The organism is Escherichia sp. KCJ4928 (genome assembly GCF_004352695.1).
Classification (GTDB): domain Bacteria; phylum Pseudomonadota; class Gammaproteobacteria; order Enterobacterales; family Enterobacteriaceae; genus ECMA0423.
In genome coordinates this window covers 1-23,392 of record NZ_SJWV01000012.1, presented here as the reverse complement: position 1 = coordinate 23,392, position 23,392 = coordinate 1, and the positions used below count along the sequence as shown (strand labels likewise).

General features: G+C 50.8%; 24 protein-coding genes and 3 tRNA genes. 13 read left to right on the top strand and 14 right to left on the bottom strand.

Annotation, left to right across the window (positions count from 1 at the left end):
• Window positions 1-75: 75 nt before the first annotated feature.
• The 8 genes from E0D98_RS03540 to holD form a co-directional block, all read right to left on the bottom strand.
• Window positions 76-858, bottom strand: coding sequence for a metal-dependent hydrolase (locus E0D98_RS03540; protein WP_000563073.1), 783 nt, complete (start codon window positions 856-858; stop codon window positions 76-78).
• Window positions 855-1,928 carry a patatin family protein gene (locus tag E0D98_RS03535; protein ID WP_001299799.1) on the bottom strand — a complete coding sequence of 358 codons (1,074 nt, stop codon included), beginning with the start codon at window positions 1,926-1,928 and terminating at the stop codon, window positions 855-857. Before E0D98_RS03535 ends, E0D98_RS03540 begins: the two co-directional genes overlap by 4 nt.
• Before the next feature lie 121 nt (window positions 1,929-2,049).
• Window positions 2,050-2,211 (bottom strand): DUF1328 family protein, encoded by a 162-nt coding sequence (locus E0D98_RS03530; RefSeq protein WP_000490275.1) that lies wholly within the window; start codon window positions 2,209-2,211, stop codon window positions 2,050-2,052.
• Between the two features lie 126 nt (window positions 2,212-2,337).
• Window positions 2,338-2,943 carry a molecular chaperone OsmY gene (gene osmY / locus E0D98_RS03525; RefSeq protein WP_001295748.1) on the bottom strand — a complete coding sequence of 202 codons (606 nt, stop codon included), beginning with the start codon at window positions 2,941-2,943 and terminating at the stop codon, window positions 2,338-2,340.
• Between the two features lie 392 nt (window positions 2,944-3,335).
• Window positions 3,336-4,925 carry a peptide chain release factor 3 gene (prfC, locus tag E0D98_RS03520; protein ID WP_000175943.1) on the bottom strand — a complete coding sequence of 530 codons (1,590 nt, stop codon included), beginning with the start codon at window positions 4,923-4,925 and terminating at the stop codon, window positions 3,336-3,338.
• Between the two features lie 90 nt (window positions 4,926-5,015).
• A complete protein-coding gene (yjjG, locus tag E0D98_RS03515) occupies window positions 5,016-5,693 on the bottom strand; it encodes a pyrimidine 5'-nucleotidase (RefSeq protein WP_000870700.1) in 678 nt (225 codons plus the stop codon).
• A 14-nt stretch (window positions 5,694-5,707) separates the two neighbouring features.
• Window positions 5,708-6,154 carry a ribosomal protein S18-alanine N-acetyltransferase gene (gene rimI, locus E0D98_RS03510; RefSeq protein ID WP_001092461.1) on the bottom strand — a complete coding sequence of 149 codons (447 nt, stop codon included), beginning with the start codon at window positions 6,152-6,154 and terminating at the stop codon, window positions 5,708-5,710.
• The gene (gene holD / locus E0D98_RS03505) at window positions 6,123-6,536 is read right to left on the bottom strand and encodes a DNA polymerase III subunit psi (RefSeq protein ID WP_000204016.1); all 414 of its coding nucleotides are present in this window, start codon (window positions 6,534-6,536) and stop codon (window positions 6,123-6,125) included. The genes rimI and holD overlap by 32 nt, the downstream gene beginning before the upstream one ends.
• A 102-nt stretch (window positions 6,537-6,638) precedes the next feature.
• Here holD and rsmC point away from each other — a divergent pair, with 102 nt between their 5' ends.
• The 4 genes from rsmC (at window position 6,639) to E0D98_RS03485 (ending at window position 8,260) form a co-directional block, all read left to right on the top strand.
• Complete coding sequence (gene rsmC, locus E0D98_RS03500; protein ID WP_001272319.1) at window positions 6,639-7,670, top strand: 16S rRNA (guanine(1207)-N(2))-methyltransferase RsmC; 1,032 nt, start codon at window positions 6,639-6,641, stop codon at window positions 7,668-7,670.
• 267 nt (window positions 7,671-7,937) lie between these two features.
• A tRNA-Leu gene (locus E0D98_RS03495) sits at window positions 7,938-8,024 on the top strand.
• A 28-nt stretch (window positions 8,025-8,052) separates the two neighbouring features.
• A tRNA-Leu gene (locus E0D98_RS03490) sits at window positions 8,053-8,139 on the top strand.
• A 34-nt stretch (window positions 8,140-8,173) separates the two neighbouring features.
• Window positions 8,174-8,260, top strand: a tRNA-Leu gene (locus E0D98_RS03485).
• A 38-nt stretch (window positions 8,261-8,298) separates the two neighbouring features.
• On the opposite strand, the gene E0D98_RS03480 is transcribed toward E0D98_RS03485, so the two are convergent.
• A complete protein-coding gene (locus E0D98_RS03480) occupies window positions 8,299-8,535 on the bottom strand; it encodes a DUF1435 domain-containing protein (protein WP_001350368.1) in 237 nt (78 codons plus the stop codon).
• Window positions 8,536-8,675: 140 nt separating this feature from the next.
• On the opposite strand from E0D98_RS03480, the gene fhuF reads away from it, so the two are divergent.
• A complete protein-coding gene (gene fhuF / locus E0D98_RS03475; RefSeq protein ID WP_000331602.1) occupies window positions 8,676-9,464 on the top strand; it encodes a siderophore-iron reductase FhuF in 789 nt (262 codons plus the stop codon).
• A 37-nt stretch (window positions 9,465-9,501) separates the two neighbouring features.
• On the opposite strand, the gene bglJ is transcribed toward fhuF, so the two are convergent.
• Window positions 9,502-10,179 carry a DNA-binding transcriptional activator BglJ gene (bglJ, locus tag E0D98_RS03470; RefSeq protein ID WP_001300509.1) on the bottom strand — a complete coding sequence of 226 codons (678 nt, stop codon included), beginning with the start codon at window positions 10,177-10,179 and terminating at the stop codon, window positions 9,502-9,504.
• A complete protein-coding gene (locus E0D98_RS03465; protein ID WP_000936630.1) occupies window positions 10,137-10,862 on the bottom strand; it encodes a response regulator transcription factor in 726 nt (241 codons plus the stop codon). The genes bglJ and E0D98_RS03465 overlap by 43 nt, the downstream gene beginning before the upstream one ends.
• 618 nt (window positions 10,863-11,480) lie before the next feature.
• On the opposite strand from E0D98_RS03465, the gene E0D98_RS03460 reads away from it, so the two are divergent.
• The 6 genes from E0D98_RS03460 (at window position 11,481) to opgB (ending at window position 17,189) form a co-directional block, all read left to right on the top strand.
• A complete protein-coding gene (locus E0D98_RS03460; protein WP_001340933.1) occupies window positions 11,481-12,251 on the top strand; it encodes a threonine/serine exporter ThrE family protein in 771 nt (256 codons plus the stop codon).
• Window positions 12,242-12,715, top strand: coding sequence for a threonine/serine exporter (locus E0D98_RS03455; protein WP_000538188.1), 474 nt, complete (start codon window positions 12,242-12,244; stop codon window positions 12,713-12,715). The genes E0D98_RS03460 and E0D98_RS03455 overlap by 10 nt, the downstream gene beginning before the upstream one ends.
• Window positions 12,716-12,821: 106 nt before the next feature.
• On the top strand, window positions 12,822-13,361 hold the full coding sequence (dnaT, locus tag E0D98_RS03450) for a primosomal protein DnaT (RefSeq protein WP_000098818.1): 540 nt from the start codon (window positions 12,822-12,824) through the stop codon (window positions 13,359-13,361).
• A 2-nt stretch (window positions 13,362-13,363) separates the two neighbouring features.
• On the top strand, window positions 13,364-14,101 hold the full coding sequence (dnaC, locus tag E0D98_RS03445; RefSeq protein WP_000799911.1) for a DNA replication protein DnaC: 738 nt from the start codon (window positions 13,364-13,366) through the stop codon (window positions 14,099-14,101).
• Between the two features lie 48 nt (window positions 14,102-14,149).
• Window positions 14,150-14,644, top strand: coding sequence for a DUF2501 domain-containing protein YjjA (gene yjjA / locus E0D98_RS03440; RefSeq protein ID WP_001308243.1), 495 nt, complete (start codon window positions 14,150-14,152; stop codon window positions 14,642-14,644).
• 253 nt (window positions 14,645-14,897) lie between these two features.
• Window positions 14,898-17,189: a phosphatidylglycerol--membrane-oligosaccharide glycerophosphotransferase gene (opgB, locus tag E0D98_RS03435; protein ID WP_001292657.1), complete on the top strand. Its 2,292-nt coding sequence runs from the start codon at window positions 14,898-14,900 to the stop codon at window positions 17,187-17,189.
• 138 nt (window positions 17,190-17,327) lie between these two features.
• Here opgB and lgoD read toward each other — a convergent pair whose 3' ends face one another.
• Complete coding sequence (gene lgoD, locus E0D98_RS03430; RefSeq protein ID WP_000106033.1) at window positions 17,328-18,350, bottom strand: L-galactonate oxidoreductase; 1,023 nt, start codon at window positions 18,348-18,350, stop codon at window positions 17,328-17,330.
• A 138-nt stretch (window positions 18,351-18,488) separates the two neighbouring features.
• Between lgoD and E0D98_RS03425 the strand changes: the two genes are divergently transcribed.
• Window positions 18,489-19,403, top strand: coding sequence for a GntR family transcriptional regulator (locus E0D98_RS03425; protein WP_000091570.1), 915 nt, complete (start codon window positions 18,489-18,491; stop codon window positions 19,401-19,403).
• Window positions 19,404-19,617: 214 nt separating this feature from the next.
• Window positions 19,618-20,979 (top strand): MFS transporter, encoded by a 1,362-nt coding sequence (locus tag E0D98_RS03420; protein WP_000410127.1) that lies wholly within the window; start codon window positions 19,618-19,620, stop codon window positions 20,977-20,979.
• Window positions 20,980-21,027: 48 nt separating this feature from the next.
• Here the strand turns inward: E0D98_RS03420 and tsr are convergent, their stop codons facing one another.
• Together tsr and hpaR are read right to left on the bottom strand one after the other, a co-directional pair.
• Window positions 21,028-22,692 carry a methyl-accepting chemotaxis protein gene (gene tsr / locus E0D98_RS03415; RefSeq protein WP_000919567.1) on the bottom strand — a complete coding sequence of 555 codons (1,665 nt, stop codon included), beginning with the start codon at window positions 22,690-22,692 and terminating at the stop codon, window positions 21,028-21,030.
• A 118-nt stretch (window positions 22,693-22,810) separates the two neighbouring features.
• Entirely contained in the window at window positions 22,811-23,257 is a 447-nt protein-coding gene (gene hpaR / locus E0D98_RS03410) for a homoprotocatechuate degradation operon regulator HpaR (protein ID WP_000543915.1), read from the bottom strand.
• Window positions 23,258-23,392 lie beyond the last annotated feature (135 nt).

Here is a 23,392-nt window from a genome sequence, read left to right as displayed (position 1 = left end):
AGGCATGATAAGACGCGACAAGCGTCGCATCAGGCATTATGCGCCGACTGCCGGATGCTGCCTACGAAGGGTAAACTACCCACTAACGCTAAACAACGCATACGTATTATTAAGCAACACTTCGGCAATCTCATCTTCTGGTTCCGGGCGCAACTCGCAAAGCACGTCAAACACCCGCACAGCCTGTTCCGGTCGGTTAGGCTGCCCCTGAAAGCCGTTGAGCGGCATATCCGGCGCGTCGGTTTCCAGCAACAACGATGCCAGCGGTAATTTTGCGATGACATCGCGGGTTTTACTGGCGCGTGGATAGGTGATAGTACCGCCTACGCCGATTTTGTAGCCCAGCTGTACAAACCGCTCGGCCTGTTGCAGGCTGCCGGAAAAACCGTGAACCACGCCAGTGCACGGTAAATCGTGACGTTTAAGATACATCGCCAGTTTGTCGTGTGTACGCCGGGAATGAAGGATCACCGGCAGATCGTAGCGTTTCGCCAGTTTCAGCTGTTCGTCGAGTAACCACTGCTGCCTCTCAAATTGCGGATCGTCGCCGAAGAGATCCAGACCGATCTCCCCCACCGCCACCACCTTCGCCGGACGCCTTTCCAGCGCCTGCTGTAGCTGATCAAGAGACACATCGCTATGTTTTTCCAACATCCCCGGATGCAACCCCAATGCGGCATACAGCGGTTGATATTTTTCCGCTAACGCCTGCACGCGGGCAAAATTTTCCGCCTCTGTCGCCGGAACAATGATCTTGCCTACGCCCGCTTGTGCCGCGCGTTGCAGGCTGGCCTCTTCATCGCCACTAAACGGCGGGAAATCAAAATGGCAGTGGGTATCGATAAAACGGCAAATCAAGCCAGATCCTCATTGTTAAATGTCGGGTCGTTCGCCTGCGGAGCATCGCTCACTTCGGCAACCAGCGTATCGTTGGCGACTGGCGCAGGCGGAATAACGATCGATTCCGGCGTCACCACTGGCACCAGATGGCGGGTAAGCGGCGCTTTTTCAGTTAATAGCTTGCCAACCGTGGCGAGGAAATAACGACCGCATAAACGCCCAAGTTTATAGTCTTCACGCAGCGCCGGAATCCGACTGCCAAGCGCGATACTATGTAATGGCTTCGGTGGATAAATTTCGAATATCCGCAGCTTGCCCGGTGGTTTCTCAATAAATTGCTGAATGTCACGATAGCTGGTTTCATGATGCTGCACCAGATTGACCAGCGGCTGCAGGCTACTGTCACCCAGCCAGCGTTCCATGCGTTTGAACCACTGCGGCGTGTAGTACATTTGTGACGGCACAGTGCGGATGACGACCAACGTTTTAGCGCCCTGCCTTGCCGCCTCTTTAACCGGAATCGCATCACTGATCCCGCCATCCAGGTAGTTAATGCCTTCCAGCGACACGCCGCTACGATAAAAGCCAGGTATCGCACTGGAGGCGCGAATCACATCCAGCCAGTTTTGTTTGGTTGGTAAAAAGTAATTAGGCGCGTAGTCATCCTGACGACAGGCGCACATATAAAACGATTTGCCGCTGTCAAACAACCGCGCGGCGGTATCCATTTGCAACGGCATCTGGCTTGCGGTGGCCTCCACCAGCCAGTCGAGATCGATAAGATTTCCTCCACGGACAAAGCGCAATGGATCGAAAAATTCGCGTTTTGTGGTATAGCGCATGATGACTTTGCGCGCGTAACCGGGCTGATTGCAGATAAACGCCGAGAGGTTCTGCGCCCCGGCAGATGTGCCGAGATAAAGATCGAAAGGATTAAACTGCGCGCGCATAAACTCATCCAGCACGCCAGCCGTGAAAATTCCACGCTGTCCGCCGCCTTCGCACACCAGAGCTATTCGTCCAGGCTGGAACGGCCTTAGCGACAACGGCGCAATATTACCAAGCGTTACAGGTATTCGCTGCCCCACCTCTGCCTTCCTGTTTTTGTTGTGAAAGAATGACAAAGTAACGCAATTTATTATTCGCTAAAACCGCAAAAGCCAGTCCGCTGGACTGGCTTTGGATAAAATTTTCTTAATGGTCTGAAATCTAGGGTCGTTTTCGGCCCATGAACAAACTCACCAGGAACAGAATAATCCCGACGACAAAGACAATTTTAGCTGCGCCTGCAGCGGTACCGGCCAGACCACCAAACCCAAGTGCGGCGGCGATTAACGCGATAACCAGAAATATGATGCCCCAACGAAACATAAGCGTCTCCTTTACCATAGTTAATGTCACCGCTTGATATGAGCGTGAAAATCACTCAATGCGATATTTTTAGTGTGGTGCACATCGCGCCTCCCGACAAAGTTCGGGAGGACGAATTACGACGAATTACTTAGTTTTCAGATCATTTTTAACGCTTTTCACACCATCTACCGCTTTGGCGATACTTTCAGCACGGTCGCTCTGTGCCTGGGAATCGACGGTACCGGAGAGCTGAACCACGCCGTCGGTGGTTTCAACTTTCACATGACGGGAAGGGACGATATCGTCCGCCAGCAGTTTGGCTTTGATTTCACTGGTGGTGGCGGTGTCACCCGCGTAGCCCTTCACCGAGCCTTCTTTAGCGTCGCGAACGTGCAGTTTGTCGCTGACAGAGGTCACCCCTTCAACGCCTTTCGCCACTTTCACTGCCTCTTCGGCCTGAGCCTGGCTTTCAACGAAACCGCTCAGGGTCACGACTTTTTGATCGGTTTTGACAGAGATATCGGTGCTCTTGATGTTGTCATGATCCACCAGCGCCGCCTTCACTTTCGCGGTGATGGCGCTGTCATCCATGAAATTACCGACTTTATTCATAGAGCTATCGACTTTTTGCCCTGCGCTTTCATTGGTAGTCTGTGCATTGTTTTCCGCGTAGGCAGAGCCGGTCGCGACGGCAGAGGTCAACATTACAGCCAGCAGAGTTTTCGAAATCTTCAGTCTTGTCATAGTCATCGATTTATTCCTGTATGTTTGCTCGTAATTTGAGCCTGGCAACACGAGGTTGCATTGCTGAATAGGGAGAGACTTCACCCTCTACAGAAGTCAATGGTCGCCATCACAAAAGCGATGGGTGATGAATAACGACCATTACAGCCTCTGAATCAGTTATTAATATCGGTAGAATGACAATCGACGGCTTTAGATACTGATATCTACGCATTGAACGGTATTTAACGCCGTCAGAAATGTCATTACTTTGTTAAATATAGATCACAATTTTGAAACCGCTCGGGATATCAGCGAAAACATAAGCAAAAGTGAATGTTTTAAGAACATTCCGTAAGCGGCTAATAAGGAAGGGAAATTGACAGGGCGCAGCGGCTACCGCGCCCTGGAGGCAAGAATTAATGCTCGCGGGTCTGGTGGAACTGAACGTCGGGATAACGTTCCTGCGCTAGGCGCAGGTTGACCATGCTGGTAGCGATGTAAGCGAGGTTATCGCCGCCATCAAGCGCCAGTTGGCTTTCGTTCTTACGCTTGAACTCTTCGAATTTCTTCGCGTCCGCACATTCTACCCAGCGGGCAGTGGCAACGTTGACTGATTCATATACTGCTTCAACGTTGTATTCGCTCTTCAGGCGCGATACCACCACATCAAACTGCAGCACACCAACAGCACCAACGATCAAATCGTTGTTGGAGATCGGACGGAACACCTGCACCGCGCCCTCTTCGGAAAGCTGTACCAGCCCTTTGAGCAGCTGTTTTTGCTTCAGCGGATCTTTCAGGCGGATACGACGGAACAGTTCTGGTGCGAAGTTCGGAATACCGGTGAACTTCATCATCTCACCCTGGGTAAAGGTGTCGCCGATCTGAATAGTGCCGTGGTTGTGCAGGCCGAGGATATCGCCCGGATACGCTTCTTCAACGTGCGAACGGTCGCCCGCCATAAAGGTCAGCGCGTCGGAGATAACCACATCTTTCGCAGTACGCACCTGGCGCAGCTTCATGCCTTTTTCATATTTACCGGATACTACGCGCATAAACGCCACGCGGTCGCGGTGTTTCGGGTCCATGTTGGCCTGAATTTTAAATACGAAGCCGGTAAATTTGTCTTCGCTCGCCTCTACGGTACGGGTATCAGTCTGACGCGGCATCGGCGCAGGAGCCCACTCCACCAGGCCATCCAGCATATGATCAACGCCGAAGTTACCCAGCGCAGTACCGAAGAATACCGGAGTGATTTCGCCCGCAAGGAACAATTCTTTGTCGAACTCGTTAGACGCGCCTTTCACCAGTTCCAGTTCGTCACGTAGCTGCTGTGCCAGATCTTCACCAACCGCAGCGTCGAGATCCGGGTTATTCAGCCCTTTAACAATACGGACTTCCTGAATCGTGTGGCCTTTACCGCTCTGATAGAGATAGGTTTCGTCTTTATAAAGGTGGTAAACGCCTTTAAACAGCTTGCCGCAGCCAATCGGCCAGGTGATCGGTGCGCAGCCGATTTTCAGCTCGTTCTCAACTTCATCGAGCAGTTCCATCGGGTCGCGGATATCACGGTCAAGTTTGTTCATAAAGGTGAGGATCGGCGTGTCGCGCAGACGGGTAACTTCCATCAGCTTACGGGTACGATCTTCAACACCTTTTGCAGCGTCGATAACCATCAGGCAGCAGTCCACCGCCGTCAGGGTACGATAGGTATCTTCCGAGAAGTCTTCGTGCCCCGGGGTGTCGAGCAGGTTAACCAGGCAATCGTGATACGGAAACTGCATCACAGACGTAGTAATGGAGATCCCACGCTGCTTTTCCATCTCCATCCAGTCCGACTTAGCGTGCTGGTTGGAACCACGGCCTTTTACTGTACCGGCGGTCTGAATGGCCTGTCCGAACAGCAGCACCTTCTCGGTGATGGTAGTCTTACCGGCATCCGGGTGAGAAATAATGGCAAAAGTGCGGCGCTTCGCCACCTCTTGCAAATAAGGAGACAACGTCATAATTCTTTCTTCTTGAGTAAGCGGCATCGCGCCGCGCTTGTTGAAAACGAAAAATTGCGGCTATTTTACCCATCAACGGGGGGGAGGCAATCAGTGTTTACACAGGAGCTGCTCCAGTTCGTGCAACGAAGAAACGGTCCAGGTGGGCGCGATGCCTTCTGGTTGCTCGCGATGGTGCGCATTCAGCCAGCAGGTCGCAAGCCCGGCGTTGATGCCACCGAGAATATCGGACTCGGCAGTGTCGCCAACCATCAGCACGCGTGAACGGTCAGGATTGCCCGCCTGTTCCAGCGCATAATCGAAAATTTTCTTATTCGGTTTGGCAACGCCAACTTCTTCGGAAATCACCAGCAAATCGAAGTAATCACGCAGGCCCGTGCGTTCCAGACGCACTTGCTGCAAGGCGCTAAAGCCGTTGGTGATGATGCCGATTTTGGCGTTGCCACGAATGGCGTTAAGCAGAGAAACCGCGCCCGGCAGCGGCGTGCAGATTTCCGCCATCGCATTAATAAAGGCATCGTTAAGCAAGCCTGCTTCAACTTTCAGCCGTTCGGCCCAGCTCTCAAAACGCCCGTGCTGAAGCTGTAATGAAGTGATCGCGCCGTTTTGATAATCCACCCACAGTGGCTTGTTAACGGCCTGATAGTCCTGAAAATCTTCAGCGGTAAAGGTGACGCTGTAATCAAGAAACATCCGCTGCAGGCCGGTGAATGAGTCAAAGGTAAACAGCGTTTCATCGGCATCAAAGAAAATCCAGTCCCACTTCATTATTCCACCTTGTCTTACATACTGATTGGCAACGCCATGATGATGGCGTCTTCGCGACCGTCCGTGGTGGGGTAGTAATTGCGGCGAATCGTCGCCTCGTTAAAGCCTAAACTTTCGTACAGGGCAATGGCGGCAGCGTTTGAAGCACGGACTTCCAGCCATAGTGTCGCCACGCCGCGTTTTTCCAGTTCGTCGATCAGATGTTCCAGCAGCGCCCTTCCCAATCCCTGACGCTGATAGTCAGGATCGACCGCAATATTGAACAATGTAGCTTCATCCAGCACCACTTGCGTAATCGCAAACGCCGCCATTTTGCCGTTTTGCGTTAACTGAAAGTTGAGATAACGCTCGCCCTGGTTGCTGGCAAAGGTTTTTTCACTCCACGGAAAGGCGTGGGCGCGTTGTTCAATGTGGTAAGCCGCCGGTAAATCAGTCGTTTCGAGGGAAGAAATCGTGTTCATATGTGCAAATTTGTTGCCATAACGCGGCGCGTGCCGTTGGGTTTGCCCGTAAATCGGTGAGCGCCGGTGATGCCACCTGAGCGCCTTCCAGTGATAGCGGTTCGTCAGTACCCAACCGCCAGCTGTTGCAGCGACTGCCTTGCGGCAGCATCGCGATTTTTTCTGGCGTCAGTTGCAGCACCTGGTCGGGGCTGACGGTTAATGCGCGCAGAACATCGCTCACTAAAGGATCAGTCAGGGCGGGAAGATCGTTTGCCACCATCACCAGACGGACGTGTGCCGGGATCGCAATGGCAATCTCCCCCTGCAACGCGCCAGGGCGACGCAGCGACCACTGGGTAATGCCCAGTTGCTGTAACTGCCAGTCTCGTCGGGATGTCATAGCGAATCGCTCCTGTTGTCAGGGGCGCAAATATAGCAAATTCGTCGATACCGCGCCAACATATGGCTATAATCGCCGCCAGTATCAATTGAGGAGCATTCCATGTCTGCATTTACCCCGGCAAGTGAAGTCTTGCTGCGTCACAGTGATGATTTCGAACAAAGCCGTATTCTGTTTGCCGGAGACTTACAGGATGACCTGCCCGCGCGTTTAGATACCGCGGCCAGCCGTGCTCATACCCAGCAATTCCACCACTGGCAGGTATTAAGCCGCCAGATGGGGGATAACGCCCGTTTCAGTCTGGTCGCCACGGCGGATGACGTCGCAGATTGCGATACGCTGATTTACTACTGGCCGAAGAACAAACCGGAAGCCCAGTTCCAGTTGATGAATTTACTTTCTCTGCTGCCGGTGGGGACGGATATTTTTGTCGTTGGCGAGAACCGCAGCGGCGTGCGCAGCGCCGAGCAGATGCTGGCAGATTATGCGCCGTTGAATAAAGTCGACAGCGCTCGTCGCTGTGGCCTCTATTTTGGTCGTCTGGAAAAACAGCCGGTATTTGATGCCGATAAATTCTGGGGCGAATACAGCGTCGATGGCCTGACGGTCAAAACGCTGCCTGGCGTGTTTAGCCGCGACGGTCTGGATGTCGGTAGCCAGTTGCTGCTCTCGACGTTAACTCCGCACACGAAAGGTAAAGTGCTGGATGTCGGCTGTGGCGCGGGGGTGCTTTCAGTTGCCTTTGCGCGCCATTCGCCGAAAATTCGTCTCACCTTGTGCGATGTCTCTGCGCCAGCGGTAGAAGCCAGCCGCGCAACACTTGCGGCCAACTGTGTTGAAGGTGAAGTCTTTGCCAGCAACGTCTTTTCCGAGGTGAAAGGTCGTTTTGATATGATCATCTCCAACCCGCCGTTCCACGATGGGATGCAAACCAGCCTGGATGCGGCGCAAACGCTGATTCGCGGCGCGGTGCGTCATCTTAATAGCGGCGGCGAGCTGCGAATTGTAGCGAACGCCTTCCTGCCTTACCCGGACGTGCTGGATGAGACATTTGGCTTCCATGAAGTGATTGCGCAAACCGGGCGTTTCAAGGTGTATCGCGCCATTATGACCCGCCAGGCGAAGAAAGGTTAATTATCTCGCCGAATACCGTGTCGGATGCGGCGTGAACGCCTTATCCGACCTACAAAACCTGCACGTTAGCCCTTCGTAGGCCAGATAAGACGCGCCAGCGTCGCATCTGGCATCTGCCCCCGCATGCCTACCAAACCTGCACGCTAGTTTCCTGATGGACATTTTTCCAGCAATTACACCTCCGGCGATAATTAACTATTGACGAAAAGCTGAAAACCACTAGAATGCGCCTCCGTGGTAGCAATTCTTTTTAAGAATTGATGGTATGCGAAGGTGGCGGAATTGGTAGACGCGCTAGCTTCAGGTGTTAGTGTCCTTACGGACGTGGGGGTTCAAGTCCCCCCCCTCGCACCAAAAACCACGTTGATATTACTCGCACTGGGCGAAGGTGGCGGAATTGGTAGACGCGCTAGCTTCAGGTGTTAGTGTTCTTACGGACGTGGGGGTTCAAGTCCCCCCCCTCGCACCAAACGAGGCGATATCAAAAAAAGTAAGATGACTGTGCGAAGGTGGCGGAATTGGTAGACGCGCTAGCTTCAGGTGTTAGTGTCCTTACGGACGTGGGGGTTCAAGTCCCCCCCCTCGCACCAATTATCTTTACTTCCTTTCTTGTTTCTTCCTTGATTTTTCATCCCTGATTCAAATTCATTATCATCAGCATGATGCCAGCAATAAGCGCCAGGCACGATGGTAGCAAAACGTAATGCCGTAACTGTTTGTGATACAGCATCACCGGCGTCAATACTAATCCCATCAGAATGACAATCCGCCATTGATCAGGCGATAAATCCGCATACATCAGCCCTGCAATCAGCAATCCTGGCAGCAACACTCCCCAGCCACTGCCCAGCGTACGTTGCAACATGGTTTCATCTCTTTCATTGATAATGATAACCAATATCATATGATAATTTTTATCATTTGCAAGCCAGAGAAATCCCTTGCTATCGGATAAACCTATCGCTAGGATTAGCAATCATTATCATTTAGATTACTATCCCGATTATGGCCTATCGTTCCGCACCGCTCTATGAAGATGTTATCTGGCGAACGCATCTCCAGCCACAGGATGCTGGGCTTGCACAAGCCGTACGTGCGACGATCGCCGAACATCGTGAACATTTGCTGGAGTTTATCCGCCTGGATGAACCCGCTCCGCTTAACGCCATGACGCTGGCGCAATGGTCATCACCGAATGCGCTAAGTTCTCTACTCGCGGTCTATTCCGATCATATCTATCGCAACCAACCAACGATGATCCGCGAGAACAAACCGCTGATCTCACTATGGGCACAATGGTATATCGGCCTGATGGTGCCACCATTAATGCTGGCGCTACTGACGCAGGAAAAGGCATTAGATGTGTCGCCGGAACATTTCCATGCTGAGTTTCACGAAACCGGCCGTGCCGCCTGTTTCTGGGTCGATGTGTGTGAAGATAAAAACGCAACACCACATTCGCCGCAGCAGCGAATGGAAAGGTTAATCAGCCAGGCGCTGGTTCCGGTTGTGCAGGCACTAGAAGCGACCGGAGAGATCAACGGCAAACTTATCTGGAGTAATACCGGTTATTTGATCAACTGGTATCTTACTGAGATGAAGCAACTGCTCGGCGAGGCGACGGTTGAATCGCTGCGCCATGCCCTCTTTTTTGAGAAAACGCTTACTACCGGTGAAGATAATCCACTCTGGCGTACCGTGGTGCTACGCGACGGCCTGCTGGTGCGCCGGACCTGCTGCCAGCGTTATCGCTTACCGGATGTGCAGCAATGTGGCGATTGTACGCTGAAATGAAAGCACTGCCGGGGAAGTAAACCCGGCATCATGCGGATTAATAGGGATGCAACACATTACTTGCTTCGCAATGCCGCATACATAACAGAATATCTGCGGCCTCCAACAACCCTGCATCAGAACTGACGCCCAGTTTCGACATCACATTAAATTTATGTGCACGGATCGTTTTGATATTGCGTTTAAGCTGCTCGGCAATTTGTGTCATTGAGTAGCCACGCGACATAAAGCGCAATATTTCTCTCTCCGTCGGGCTTAGCGTCCGGCTTTGGTTAATGTACCACTGATTGTTCAGTCGGTCGGTCGCCTGACGTACACCATTTAATGACAAAAAGAGTTCCTGATGAAAAATCTCCAGCGTTGACGCTTTACTTAATACACCGTCCAGCGGTGATGGCGACAATGAACCAATCAGCCGAGCTTCAATATCATCATCCGCAATAACTAAACGCCGGGTACGCGGAAACTTAATCGCCAGTTCAGTCAGGCAAGATAATCCCTCTCTGCGCTCACTTCTCATGGCAGAAAAAGAAAAAATGACCGCCGCAAATGAGATCCGCGACATGGCATCCTGAAATGACTCCTGACTGGTATAGGTATGGAGCTTATAAGGGTTACCCGCAAACTTTCTGAATAAACTCTCAATACCGATACTGCTCATGACGCATTTTTCTATGAGTGCGACATTTCTCTTCTTAATTCGGCTGTGTTCCATTCTGCGGCATCTCCATAAACAGAAGGCAAGTTAAGTTCTCTTGCACCCTGCGCGCTATTTATCCATGCATACATTTCAGCGTTGCTGTGAATTGCCAGTCGACGCATCGCACTGTTTTTTTGGGCGCTGATAGTTTTATTACTTTTCTTAAGCAACGAAGCTATCTGGTTGATGCCCCATCCTTTACCTAATAGCCGCAGTACCTTGCGCTCTGAAAGAGTGAGAATGACGGAGCGATAGCTAAAATCATGAGTTTCATTCATTGCCGGAGAGGTCAGCATGGCGCTGATACGCTCTGCGTGCGTATTGCCGGAACGTACGGTCTTGACCAGATTCTCAATGGGTTCAACATCAGACAATAACGTCGCCGTAGGGCACATGAGCAATTCTACTGCCTGGGAATACCAGGAGCGTGACACCATGAAAACCCAGTGAATTTCCCGATATTGTGAGATTAAAGAATAATAATGTTCACAAACAGAACGAGGATCTTCACTTTCACCGGCTAAATCAGCAATGACTAATCCGGAACGACGTAATTGTAATAAGGTAAGGTCCTCCGCAGAGGCGCTGGATATTATTTCATATTCAGGGAAGTGAGTCCTCATGACCTCTTTTAACCCTGCTTGCATAACAGGTATTTTACTGATAACAATTCCATTTTTGCAGCATCCTGGCAACATATTTCCTCCACATCCACTGTCTAAAAATCATGATGGTTTATTCAGGATATTCATTCCTTAAATGTTTCCAGCAAATTAATAGATTAAGCGAATAAATTATCCTTAGCATTCACTTTCATATCAGCATACTCCTGCTGCACAACAACTCCACTGCATGTGTCAGAAGGTTAGCATCAAATGATAACCTGGTGAAATAGCCTGGAGACATTTAAAATATCTACATTAAGTTGTTAGGAATACTTAATGAAAAACAGAAATCACATTCATTTAATTTATAATTAAATGATATCCCTTCCCGCAGAATGAAAAATCACACAACCAATATTTATTCAATGAAATCTGATGGTTTTAACTTGTTAACATTAAAAAACGTGCCCGGTTATCTATTATCCTGATTCGTAAAGGCCAAACAATAAATTCATTATAGTGATAATATTCATGTGATAGTTTGTTTGCGGCGAGAGATAATTCGCTTTTTATCACCGAGCTTGTCCCGATAACCAGGATTAATCAGCGCAATTTTGATCTTAACCTACCGCAAAACAACCGTGCTTCATGATACAAATGGATTCTCATTATCTGAACAATACGCAGCACGTCTATGACAAAGGGCGAGTTATGCAAACTGAGCAACAGCGAGCCGTAACACGGCTTTGTATCCAGTGTGGATTATTTCTTTTGCAACATGGTGCGGAAAGCGCGTTGGTTGATGAGCTTTCCTCACGACTGGGTCGGGCGTTGGGGATGGACAGCGTCGAAAGTTCTATCTCTTCGAACGCCATAGTGCTGACAACCATTAAAGATGGGCAATGCCTGACATCGACACGTAAAAATCACGATCGCGGCATTAATATGCATGTGGTGACTGAAGTCCAGCACATTGTGATTCTGGCGGAGCACCATCTGCTGGATTACAAAGGCGTAGAGAAACGATTTAGCCAAATTCAGCCATTACGTTACCCAAGATGGCTGGTAGCCTTAATGGTTGGCCTTTCTTGTGCCTGTTTCTGTAAACTCAATAAAGGTGGCTGGGATGGTGCCGTCATCACCTTCTTTGCCAGTACGGCCGCGATGTATATCCGCCAGCTGCTGGCACAACGTCATCTTCATCCACAAATCAACTTTTGCCTTACCGCTTTCGCCGCCACCACCATTTCCGGATTGCTTTTGCAACTTCCCACTTTCAGCAATACACCCACTATCGCGATGGCCGCCAGCGTTCTGCTGCTGGTGCCGGGATTTCCGTTGATTAATGCCGTCGCCGATATGTTTAAAGGCCACATCAATACCGGACTGGCACGCTGGGCGATCGCCAGTCTGCTGACACTGGCTACCTGCGTCGGCGTAGTGATGGCACTGACGATTTGGGGGCTACGCGGATGGGTGTGATCGAATTTCTGTTAGCGTTGGCGCAGGATATGATCCTCGCCGCCATTCCTGCGGTCGGCTTTGCGATGGTGTTCAACGTTCCCGTTCGGGCGTTACGCTGGTGTGCGCTGCTTGGCGCGATTGGTCATGGTTCACGAATGATCTTAATGACCAGCGGGCTGAATATTGAGTGGTCAACTTTTATGGCTTCTATGCTGGTCGGCACCATTGGTATTCAATGGTCGCGCTGGTATCTGGCGCATCCGAAAGTGTTTACCGTGGCGGCCGTTATCCCTATGTTCCCGGGCATATCGGCTTATACCGCAATGATTTCGGCGGTAAAAATCAGCCAGTTAGGTTACAGCGAACCGTTGATGATTACCCTGTTAACCAACTTTCTTACAGCTTCATCGATTGTTGGTGCGTTATCCATCGGTCTTTCCATTCCTGGATTATGGTTGTACCGCAAGCGCCCTCGCGTATAAAATTGCCTCGCTTAAGCACACGGATGAGAGACAGCCTCCTCTCCTCCGTGTGTTACTATAAAAGTTATCTCCCTTCTCGTTCATCGTTCCATATTTGAGAAACAGTATGTCTTCCAGAGTTTTGACCCCGGACGTCGTTGGTATTGACGCCCTGGTACACGATCACCAAACCGTTCTGGCAAAAGCTGAAGGCGGTGTGGTTGCCGTATTTGCTAACAATGCCCCGGCGTTTTATGCCGTCACGCCTGCACGCCTGGCTGAACTGCTGGCGCTGGAAGAAAAGCTGGCGCGTCCGGGAAGCGATGTCGCTCTGGACGATCAACTCTATCAGGAACCGCAAGCCGCTCCCGTTGCTGTCCCCATGGGGAAATTCGCCATGTATCCGGACTGGCAACCCGATGCCGACTTTATCCGCCTGGCGGCGCTATGGGGCGTGGCGCTAAGAGAGCCGGTGACCACCGAAGAACTGGCCTCATTCATTGCCTACTGGCAGGCGGAAGGTAAAGTCTTTCACCATGTGCAGTGGCAACAAAAACTGGCGCGCAGCCTGCAAATCGGTCGTGCCAGCAACGGCGGACTGCCGAAACGAGATGTGAATACGGTCAGCGAACCTGACAGCCAAATTCCACCAGGATTCAGAGGGTAACGATGAAAAACGTTGGCGACCTGATGCAACGCCTGCAAAAAATGATGCCTGCCCATATCAAACCTGCATTCAAAACGGGTGAAGAGCTACTGGCCTGGCAGAAAGAACAAGGAGCGATCCGCTCCGCCGCTCTCGAACGTGAAAATCGGGCGATGAAAATGCAGCGCACCTTTAACCGCTCCGGTATTCGGCCACTGCATCAGAACTGCTCCTTTGAGAACTATCGCGTTGAGTGTGAAGGGCAGATGAATGCGTTAAGCAAAGCGCGCCAGTACGTCGAAGAGTTTGACGGCAACATCGCCAGCTTCATCTTTTCTGGTAAGCCAGGAACCGGCAAAAACCATCTGGCGGCGGCAATCTGCAACGAGCTGCTGCTACGCGGTAAATCCGTATTGATCATCACCGTGGCCGATATTATGTCGGCGATGAAAGATACCTTCAGGAATAGCGGTACCAGTGAAGAACAACTGCTTAACGATCTGAGCAACGTTGATCTGCTGGTGATCGATGAGATCGGCGTGCAGACCGAATCGAAATACGAAAAAGTGATCATCAACCAGATCGTCGATCGCCGCTCTTCTTCCAAACGCCCAACCGGGATGCTGACCAACAGTAATATGGAAGAGATGACCAAGTTGCTGGGCGAACGCGTGATGGACCGTATGCGCCTGGGTAACAGTTTGTGGGTGATCTTCAACTGGGATAGCTACCGTAGCCGGGTAACAGGTAAAGAGTATTAATCCCCGTTTCTGGCGGTATACTGCGACACAATTCCACCTTGAGTAATGATGATGAAAACTGTTAAACATCTTCTGTGCTGTGCCATTGCCGCCAGCGCATTAATTTCCACCGGGGTGCATGCTGCGTCCTGGAAAGATGCGCTCTCCAGCGCCGCCAGCGAACTTGGCAACCAAAACAGCACGACACAGGAAGGCGGTTGGTCGCTCGCGTCATTAACTAACTTGCTTAGCAGCGGGAACCAGGCCTTAAGCGCAGATAACATGAACAACGCCGCAGGCATTCTGCAATACTGCGCGAAGCAAAAGCTGGCGTCGGTAACCGATGCCGAAAACATCAAGAACCAGGTGCTGGAAAAGCTGGGCCTGAACAGTGAAGAGCAAAAAGAAGACACCAACTATCTGGATGGCATTCAGGGTTTGCTGAAAACCAAAGATGGTCAGCAACTCAATCTGGATAACATCGGAACGACTCCGCTGGCAGAAAAGGTGAAAACCAAAGCCTGCGATCTGGTGTTAAAGCAGGGGCTGAACTTCATTTCCTGAACCGCGAAACGCCGCGTTTTAGCTGTTACCCGGCTGACGCGGCTCTCTCCTGCCCTTTTCCCTGCTCCTGGACGGTTTTCCCCCTGTTACACGGGAAGCGACCGCGATCAAAAAAGTCTGTTTATAAACTAATTCCTAACAACATCGCATTTTTTTGACACTAGAATTGCAGCAATATGGCGACGCCATTACATTGTGCTTCTCAAAAAGCTTAAACGTTGGCTAAACGGCCCGGTTTAGTGAGGATCGCCCGTTGTCAGAACTACTCTCTTTCGCCCTTTTTCTCGCCTCTGTGCTGATTTACGCATGGAAAGCGGGACGTAACACCTGGTGGTTTGCAGCCACATTAACGGTGCTGGGGCTATTTGTCGTTTTAAATATCACCCTGTTTGCCAGCGACTATTTTACTGGCGATGGTATTAACGACGCGGTTCTCTATACCTTAACCAACAGCCTGACCGGTGCTGGCGTCAGCAAATACATCCTGCCGGGTATCGGCATTGTGCTGGGGCTGACAGCGGTGTTCGGTGCGCTGGGCTGGATCCTGCGCCGTCGTCGCCATCATCCGCACCATTTTGGTTACAGCCTGCTGGCGCTCTTACTGGCGCTGGGTTCGGTGGACGCCAGCCCAGCATTTCGTCAGATAACGGAACTGGTGAAATCCCAGTCACGCGATGGCGACCCGGACTTTGCGGCTTATTATAAAGAGCCGTCGAAAACTATCCCTGACCCGAAACTCAACCTGGTTTATATCTACGGCGAAAGTCTCGAGCGGACCTATTTTGATAACGAAGCTTTCCCGGATCTCACGCCTGAACTGGGCGCGTTGAAAAATGAAGGCCTGGATTTCAGCCACACGCAGCAGCTGCCAGGAACGGATTACACGATTGCGGGCATGGTGGCTTCTCAGTGCGGCATACCGCTGTTTGCCCCCTTTGAAGGCAACGCCTCCGCCTCTGTCTCCAGCTTCTTCCCGCAGAACATCTGTCTGGGCGATATCCTGAAAAACTCGGGTTATCAGAACTATTTCGTGCAGGGCGCGAATCTGCGTTTTGCCGGTAAAGATGTGTTCCTGAAGTCGCATGGCTTCGACCACTTATACGGCTCAGAAGAGCTGAAAAGCGTGGTGGCCGACCCGCACTATCGCAACGACTGGGGATTCTACGACGATACCGTTCTCGATGAAGCGTGGAAAAAGTTTGAAGAGCTTTCCCGCTCAGGTCAGCGATTCTCACTGTTTACCCTGACAGTCGATACCCATCACCCGGATGGTTTTATCTCGCGTACCTGTAACCGCAAAAAATATGATTTTGACGGTAAGCCGAACCAGTCATTCAGCGCGGTAAGTTGCAGCCAGGAGAATATCGCGGCGTTTATCAACAAAATCAAAGCGTCACCGTGGTTTAAAGATACCGTCATCGTCGTCTCTTCTGACCATTTAGCGATGAACAACACGGCGTGGAAATACCTTAATAAGCAGGATCGCAATAACCTGTTTTTTGTCATTCGTGGCGACAAGCCGCAGCAAGAGACGCTGGCAGTGAAGCGTAACACGATGGATAACGGCGCGACGGTGCTGGACATTCTCGGTGGCGATAACTATCTCGGACTTGGTCGTAGCAGTTTATCCGGGCAGTCGATGTCGGAAATCTTCCTCAATATCAAAGAGAAAACATTGGCGTGGAAGCCGGATATCATCCGCCTGTGGAAATTCCCTAAAGAGATGAAAGAGTTCACTATCGACCAGCAGAAAAACATGATTGCCTTCTCGGGTAGCCATTTCCGTTTGCCGCTGCTGTTGCGGGTTTCAGACAAGCGCGTAGAACCGCTGCCGGAAAGTGAATACTCAGCACCGCTGCGTTTCCAGCTGGCCGATTTCGCTCCACGCGACAATTTCGTCTGGGTTGACCGTTGCTACAAGATGGCACAACTTTGGGCTCCGGAACTGGCACTCTCCACCGACTGGTGTGTCTCGCAGGGGCAGCTTGGCGGTCAGCAAATTGTCCAGCATGTTGATAAAACAATGTGGAAGGGCAAAACGGCATTTAAAGATACGGTCATCGACATGGCGCGTTACAAAAGCAATGTCGATACGCTGAAAATTGTTGATAACGATATTCGCTACAAAGCCGACAGTTTCATCTTCAACGTCGCCGGTGCGCCAGAAGAGGTGAAACAGTTTAGCGGGATTTCCCGTCCGGAGTCGTGGGGCCGCTGGTCCAACGCTCAGCTGGGCGATGAAGTAAAAATCGAGTACAAGCATCCGCTGCCGAAGAAATTTGACCTGGTGATTACCGCCAAAGCATACGGCAATAACGCCAGCCGTCCTATTCCGGTACGCGTAGGCAATGAAGAACAAACTCTTGTGCTGGGCAATGAAGTAACCACCACCACACTGCATTTCGATAACCCAACCGATGCCGACACACTGGTAATTGTGCCGCCGGAACCTGTCTCAACCAACGAAGGGAATATCCTCGGACACTCGCCGCGTAAGCTCGGGATCGGCATGGTGGAAATTAAAGTTGTGGAACGTGAAGGGTAATTCCTGACTGATGTGTAGGTCGCATAAGGTGCGACCTACACACCTTCTCCGGCCTACAAAACATCATTGAGAAACAGAAAAAAACAGCGCCCAACACTTCCCCGGACGCTGCATGGCAACTTTAATAATCTCGCCTTATCAGAAAGTAATTACACCCTTAATCAACTCACGATTGTTAATCACATCGCGCTCGTAGGTTTCTGCCAGCGTGGCGAACGGATAGCGATGGGTTAACATCATGTCGGCAGTGATTTTCCCTTCTGCCATCAGTCGACCGACTTTAGCGAAATCTTCCGGCGTGGCGTTGCGGCTGCCCATCATCGTCGTTTCTTTTTTATGGAATTCCGGATCGGAAAACTGCAACTCACCTTTAAACAGGCCGACAAATACCACCGTGCCGCCGTGACGAATCAGATTCACGGTGTTATTCATCGCATGTTGATTACCTGTCGCGTCGATCACTTTCTGCGCCAGCGAACCACCAAACTGCGCCCGTAGCTGCGCGTCAAAATCTTCGGCTGACGGGTCCAGTACAGGTAATTCCAGACGCGTTGCCACATGTTCACGGCGCGCTGGACTGGTATCCGCCACCACCACCTGTGCGCCATCGGCTTTAGCGATTGCCGCCGCGCCCAGACCGATTGGCCCCGCCCCGACCACCAGCACCTGCTCGCCGGGAGCAATGGCTGCGCGACGCACCGCATGAGCGCTAATAGCGAAAGGTTCAATCAATGCTGCCGCCTGCGGGTCAATACCGTCTGCGGGCAAAATGTTCGCCACCGGCACGCTCAAATACTCACTAAAACCGCCATCCTGATGCACGCCAATGACTGAAATTTTTTCACAGCAATTGGTACGCCCGCTTTTACACGCCGGGCATTGCTGACAGGCAACATAAGGGATCACAGCAACTTGCTGACCATTTTTAAGATCAGCAATATTTTTACCCAGCCCAACAATCTCCCCACATATTTCATGGCCTAAAACACGTGGATAACTAAAAAATGGTTGATTTCCACCCCAGGCATGAATATCGGTACCGCAAATCCCGACAGACTTAATTTTTATTAATGCTTCATTGTCACCCGGAATAGGTATCTCGCGTTGTTTCCAGACTAATTCTTTCGGCTGCTGGCAAATTAAAACATTCATCGTAGACATGATTCGGCTCTCCATTTTTTGTTGCCTTAGATATCAATGAAAATGAAAAATGGCAGCGGAACGGAAAATCTGTTTTGTGAAAACACACGCATAAAAATGTTTTAAATCGGGTTTTAATGGACTCACAAGGAGGAAAATATGAGTCGTTCACAAAATTTACGCCACAATGTGATTAACCAGGTCATTGATGATATGGCGCGGGGTCATATCCCTTCCCCACTTCCATCGCAAAGTGCGCTGGCGGAAATGTACAACATCAGCCGCACCACAGTGCGTCATATTCTCAGCCACTTACGCGAATGCGGCGTCTTGACGCAGGTTGGAAACGACTATGTTATTGCGCGTAAACCTGACCATGATGACGGTTTCGCCTGTACTACCGCTTCAATGAGTGAACAAAACAAAGTGTTTGAGCAGGCTTTTTTCACGATGATAAACCAGCGCCAGTTACGCCCAGGGGAAACGTTTTCTGAACTGCAACTGGCTCGGGCCGCGGGTGTCAGCCCGGTTGTAGTAAGAGAATATCTTTTAAAATTCGGCCGTTATAATCTTATTCACAGCGAAAAGCGCGGCCAGTGGAGCATGAAGCAATTCGATCAATCCTACGCCGAGCAGCTGTTTGAGCTACGCGAAATGCTCGAAACACATTCACTTCAGCACTTTCTCAACCTGCCTGATCATGATCCCCGCTGGCTGCAGGCGAAAACCATGCTCGAACGTCATCGGCTACTGCGTGACAACATCGGCAATAGCTTTCGCATGTTCTCGCAACTTGACAGAGATTTTCACTCCTTACTGCTTTCAGCTGCCGACAATATCTTTTTTGATCAATCGCTTGAGATCATCTCAGTCATCTTTCATTTTCACTATCAATGGGACGAAAGCGATCTTAAACAGCGCAATATCATTGCCGTCGATGAGCATATGACCATTCTCAGCGCTCTGATTTGCCGCAGTGACCTTGATGCCACCCTTGCGCTCCGTAACCATTTGAATTCAGCTAAACAATCAATGATTCGATCCATTAATGAGAACACGCGTTATGCTCATTAAGTACGGATTAAAAACAGCAAACTATTAGCGGGTGCACGGTTTTATCAAAAGATAAATACCGGGAAATTCCCGCTTACCTATGCTCACAATCAGTCGACTAAAAATGTTTTTGTGAGCGGTAGTAAAGTCCTAAAACTTTAACCTGCCGTTAATGTCAACCTTGCGTAATGCACAATTACGTAAACAATTAAAATTATAAATACAGGAGTCCGGCGTGGAAAAAGAAAATATCACCCTCGATCCGCGTTCTTCATTTACTCCATCTTCGTCGGCAGATATTCCCGTGCCACCAGATGGATTAGTTCAACGCAGTACCCGAATTAAACGCATTCAAACCACCGCCATGTTGTTATTATTTTTTGCGGCGGTAATCAATTATCTCGACCGCAGTTCGCTGTCGGTAGCAAATTTAACGATTCGTGAAGAATTGGGATTAAGTGCCACCGAAATCGGCGCTTTGCTCTCCGTGTTTTCACTCGCTTACGGGATTGCGCAACTTCCTTGCGGCCCACTATTGGATCGTAAAGGCCCACGCCTGATGCTGGGACTGGGGATGTTCTTCTGGTCACTGTTCCAGGCAATGTCTGGCATGGTGCACAACTTTACGCAGTTCGTGTTGGTGCGTATCGGTATGGGGATTGGTGAAGCGCCGATGAACCCATGCGGTGTAAAAGTCATTAACGACTGGTTCAACATCAAAGAGCGCGGACGCCCGATGGGCTTCTTCAACGCAGCTTCTACCATTGGCGTTGCCGTAAGCCCACCGATTCTGGCGGCGATGATGCTGGTGATGGGCTGGCGCGGGATGTTTATTACCATTGGTGTACTGGGGATTTTTCTCGCCATCGGCTGGTATATGCTCTATCGCAACCGCGAGCACGTAGAACTGACTGCCGTTGAACAAGCTTATCTCAATGCAGGTAGCGTCAATGCCCGCCGAGATCCGCTCAGTTTTGCCGAATGGCGCAGCCTGTTCCGTAACCGTACAATGTGGGGAATGATGCTCGGATTCAGTGGCATCAACTACACTGCGTGGCTGTATCTGGCCTGGCTTCCTGGTTACCTGCAAACAGCCTATAACCTGGATTTAAAAAGCACAGGGTTGATGGCGGCTATCCCTTTCCTGTTTGGGGCTGCCGGGATGCTGGTCAACGGTTACGTTACTGACTGGCTGGTCAAAGGGGGAATGGCTCCGATTAAAAGCCGTAAGATCTGCATTATTGCCGGGATGTTCTGTTCTGCCGCCTTTACGCTGATAGTACCACAAGCGACAACATCCATGACGGCGGTTCTGCTGATTGGCATGGCACTGTTCTGTATTCACTTTGCCGGAACATCCTGCTGGGGCTTGATCCACGTCGCAGTTGCTTCTCGCATGACTGCGTCGGTGGGCAGTATCCAGAACTTTGCCAGCTTCATCTGCGCCTCTTTTGCGCCGATCATTACTGGTTTTATTGTTGATACCACCCACTCATTCCGTCTGGCACTAATCATCTGCGGTTGCGTCACCGCAGCGGGGGCACTGGCGTACATCTTCCTGGTTCGTCAGCCGATCAACGACCCACGTAAAGATTAATCTCCTTATGCCCGATAACATTTTGCTTATCGGGCATTTTCATGGCGATTAAAATGTTTCCCAGTTCTCCTCGCTATCTGCCACGGCCATTTTACGCGGCGCAGCTGGCGTCACGGTTTTTACCACAGCCGATGTTTCACGCTGCTGTTGCTGCTGTTGCTGAATCCGGAACACTGCCACAGCTTCGGTCAGGCGACTGGCCTGCTCTTCCAGCGCGGCGGCGGCAGCGGCAGATTCTTCCACCAGCGCGGCGTTCTGTTGAGTTACCCGGTCCATCTCAGCAACCGCTAAGCCAACCTGATCGATACCACGGCTCTGCTCATCAGAAGCAGAAGCAATTTCGCCCATAATGTCCGTCACGCGGGTCACGGCGCTGACAATCTCCGCCATTGTTTCCCCGGCGCTTTCGACCAGCGTAGAGCCAACATCCACTTTCCCCACCGAGTCTTCAATCAGGCTTTTAATTTCACGAGCCGCCTGAGCGCTACGCTGGGCCAGATTACGCACTTCTCCCGCAACCACCGCAAAACCGCGCCCTTGCTCACCCGCACGCGCTGCTTCAACCGCCGCGTTCAAAGCCAGAATATTGGTCTGGAAGGCAATGCCGTCAATTACGCTGATAATATCGGCGATTTTCTGCGAACTGGTGGAGATATCGCGCATAGTCTGCACCACGTTATCTACCACTTTGCCGCCCCGTTGCGCCGTTTCAGAAGCACTTAATGCCAGATGGCTGGCCTGGCGCGCATTCTCGGCGTTCTGTTTCACCGTTGCGGTCAGTTGCTCCATGCTGGCTGCCGTCTCTTCCAGCGAAGCGGCCTGTTGCTCGGTGCGCGAAGAGAGATCGTTATTGCCGGTAGCGATTTCGCTGGCACCGCTATAGATGGCATTGGCCCCGTTGCGCACATCACCGACGGTACGCATCAGCTCTCCCTGCATATGGCGCAAACTCTCTGCCAGTTGCCCCATCTCATTAGAGCCATCCACCTCAATCGGTTTCACCAGATCGCCGCCTGCAATATGACGGATGCTGTCAATCAGGCGATTCATTGGCGCTACCAGCGAGGCTTTAATACCGAACCAGACGGCGAAGATGACCGCCAGTACGACGATCATCACGCCCACCAGAATCCACATCGCCTGGCTGTAGGAGGCATTGTTATCGCTGACGGCGATATCATAGAGCCGATCGTTTTGCTCCATGTAAGCCACATACTGCTTCTCGAAACCGTCTTGATATCCCTGGGTCGGCTGATCAAAGAACTCGTTGATTTTGCCTGCACCTAACAGTTGGATCAGCTCCGCCAGCGCATTGTGATAAATATCGTAATTACGTTTGATCTCTGCCGCTGCGGCGGTGCTCTGACGCGGGTCACGCGGCAACGCTTCGTAATCCGCCCAGTTTTTTTCCGCCTGTTTCAGCGAAATACTGGCACTCTGCATCAGCTCAGCAACGGTTGAACCGCTACCAATATTATTCTGATCCATCATGTAGCGGATACCCGCGCGGTTGAGGGTGTTACGCGTCTGCAACAACGCGACCCAGCTGCCATTCAGCGTGGATTGCTGCTGGCGAATGGTTTGTAAAACAGTGAAATTTTCTTTGTCATTCTTTAAGGCATTAAAGAACAGACCGCCTGATGTCAGTTGTAAAAGGCCAAAAACGGCCAAAACCAGCAGTAAGCTGGTCACGATCTTGATACGTTTTAACATGGTTTCTCTTTCCTGTGGACCGATGCAAGATTTTCGGCCTGGAAAGCAAAAACTTTATGAAAAGGTGTAACCCGCCATCCATGGAAAAACCAGGCGCTGGTTATCAGATACTAAAAAGTTATTCATTATCGCCCGGGATGGCTTCTTGTCGGGAATTGCCCAGAGCAATAAATTCCTCTAACAGATGGGTTAACTGTTGCATTTTCTCGGCAGTAAACTGAGCTTCAATCTGCCGATAGGCTTCTTCAATCTGTGTCTGAGCGCGGTTATACAGCGCCTGCCCCTCTTTGGTTAGCGAGATATAGAGCTTCCGCTGATCATTGATCGGCTTTAATCGCAACACTAAACCGTCGCGTTCCATCCGCGTAAGGATCCCGGTCAGGCTTGGGCGCAAAATGCAGGCGCGATACGCCAGATCGTGAAAATCCATTGATGGGCTTTCCGCCAGAATACGCACGATGCGCCACTGTTGCTCAGTCAAATTATGCCGTTTAACGATTGGGCGAAAATAACTCATCGCCGCTTCTCGCGCCTGGAGCAACGCAATGGTTAGAGAGTCGTGCATTATCTTTCCCCTGAAAAATTCAAAATCATTAATATAGAAACAGTTAATCATCACGTTACCGGGACTGCGCTGCCCCTGCAATTCTTCATTTTATCAAAATTGAGCATGTTTTGTTAACTTGCTGATATTTAATAT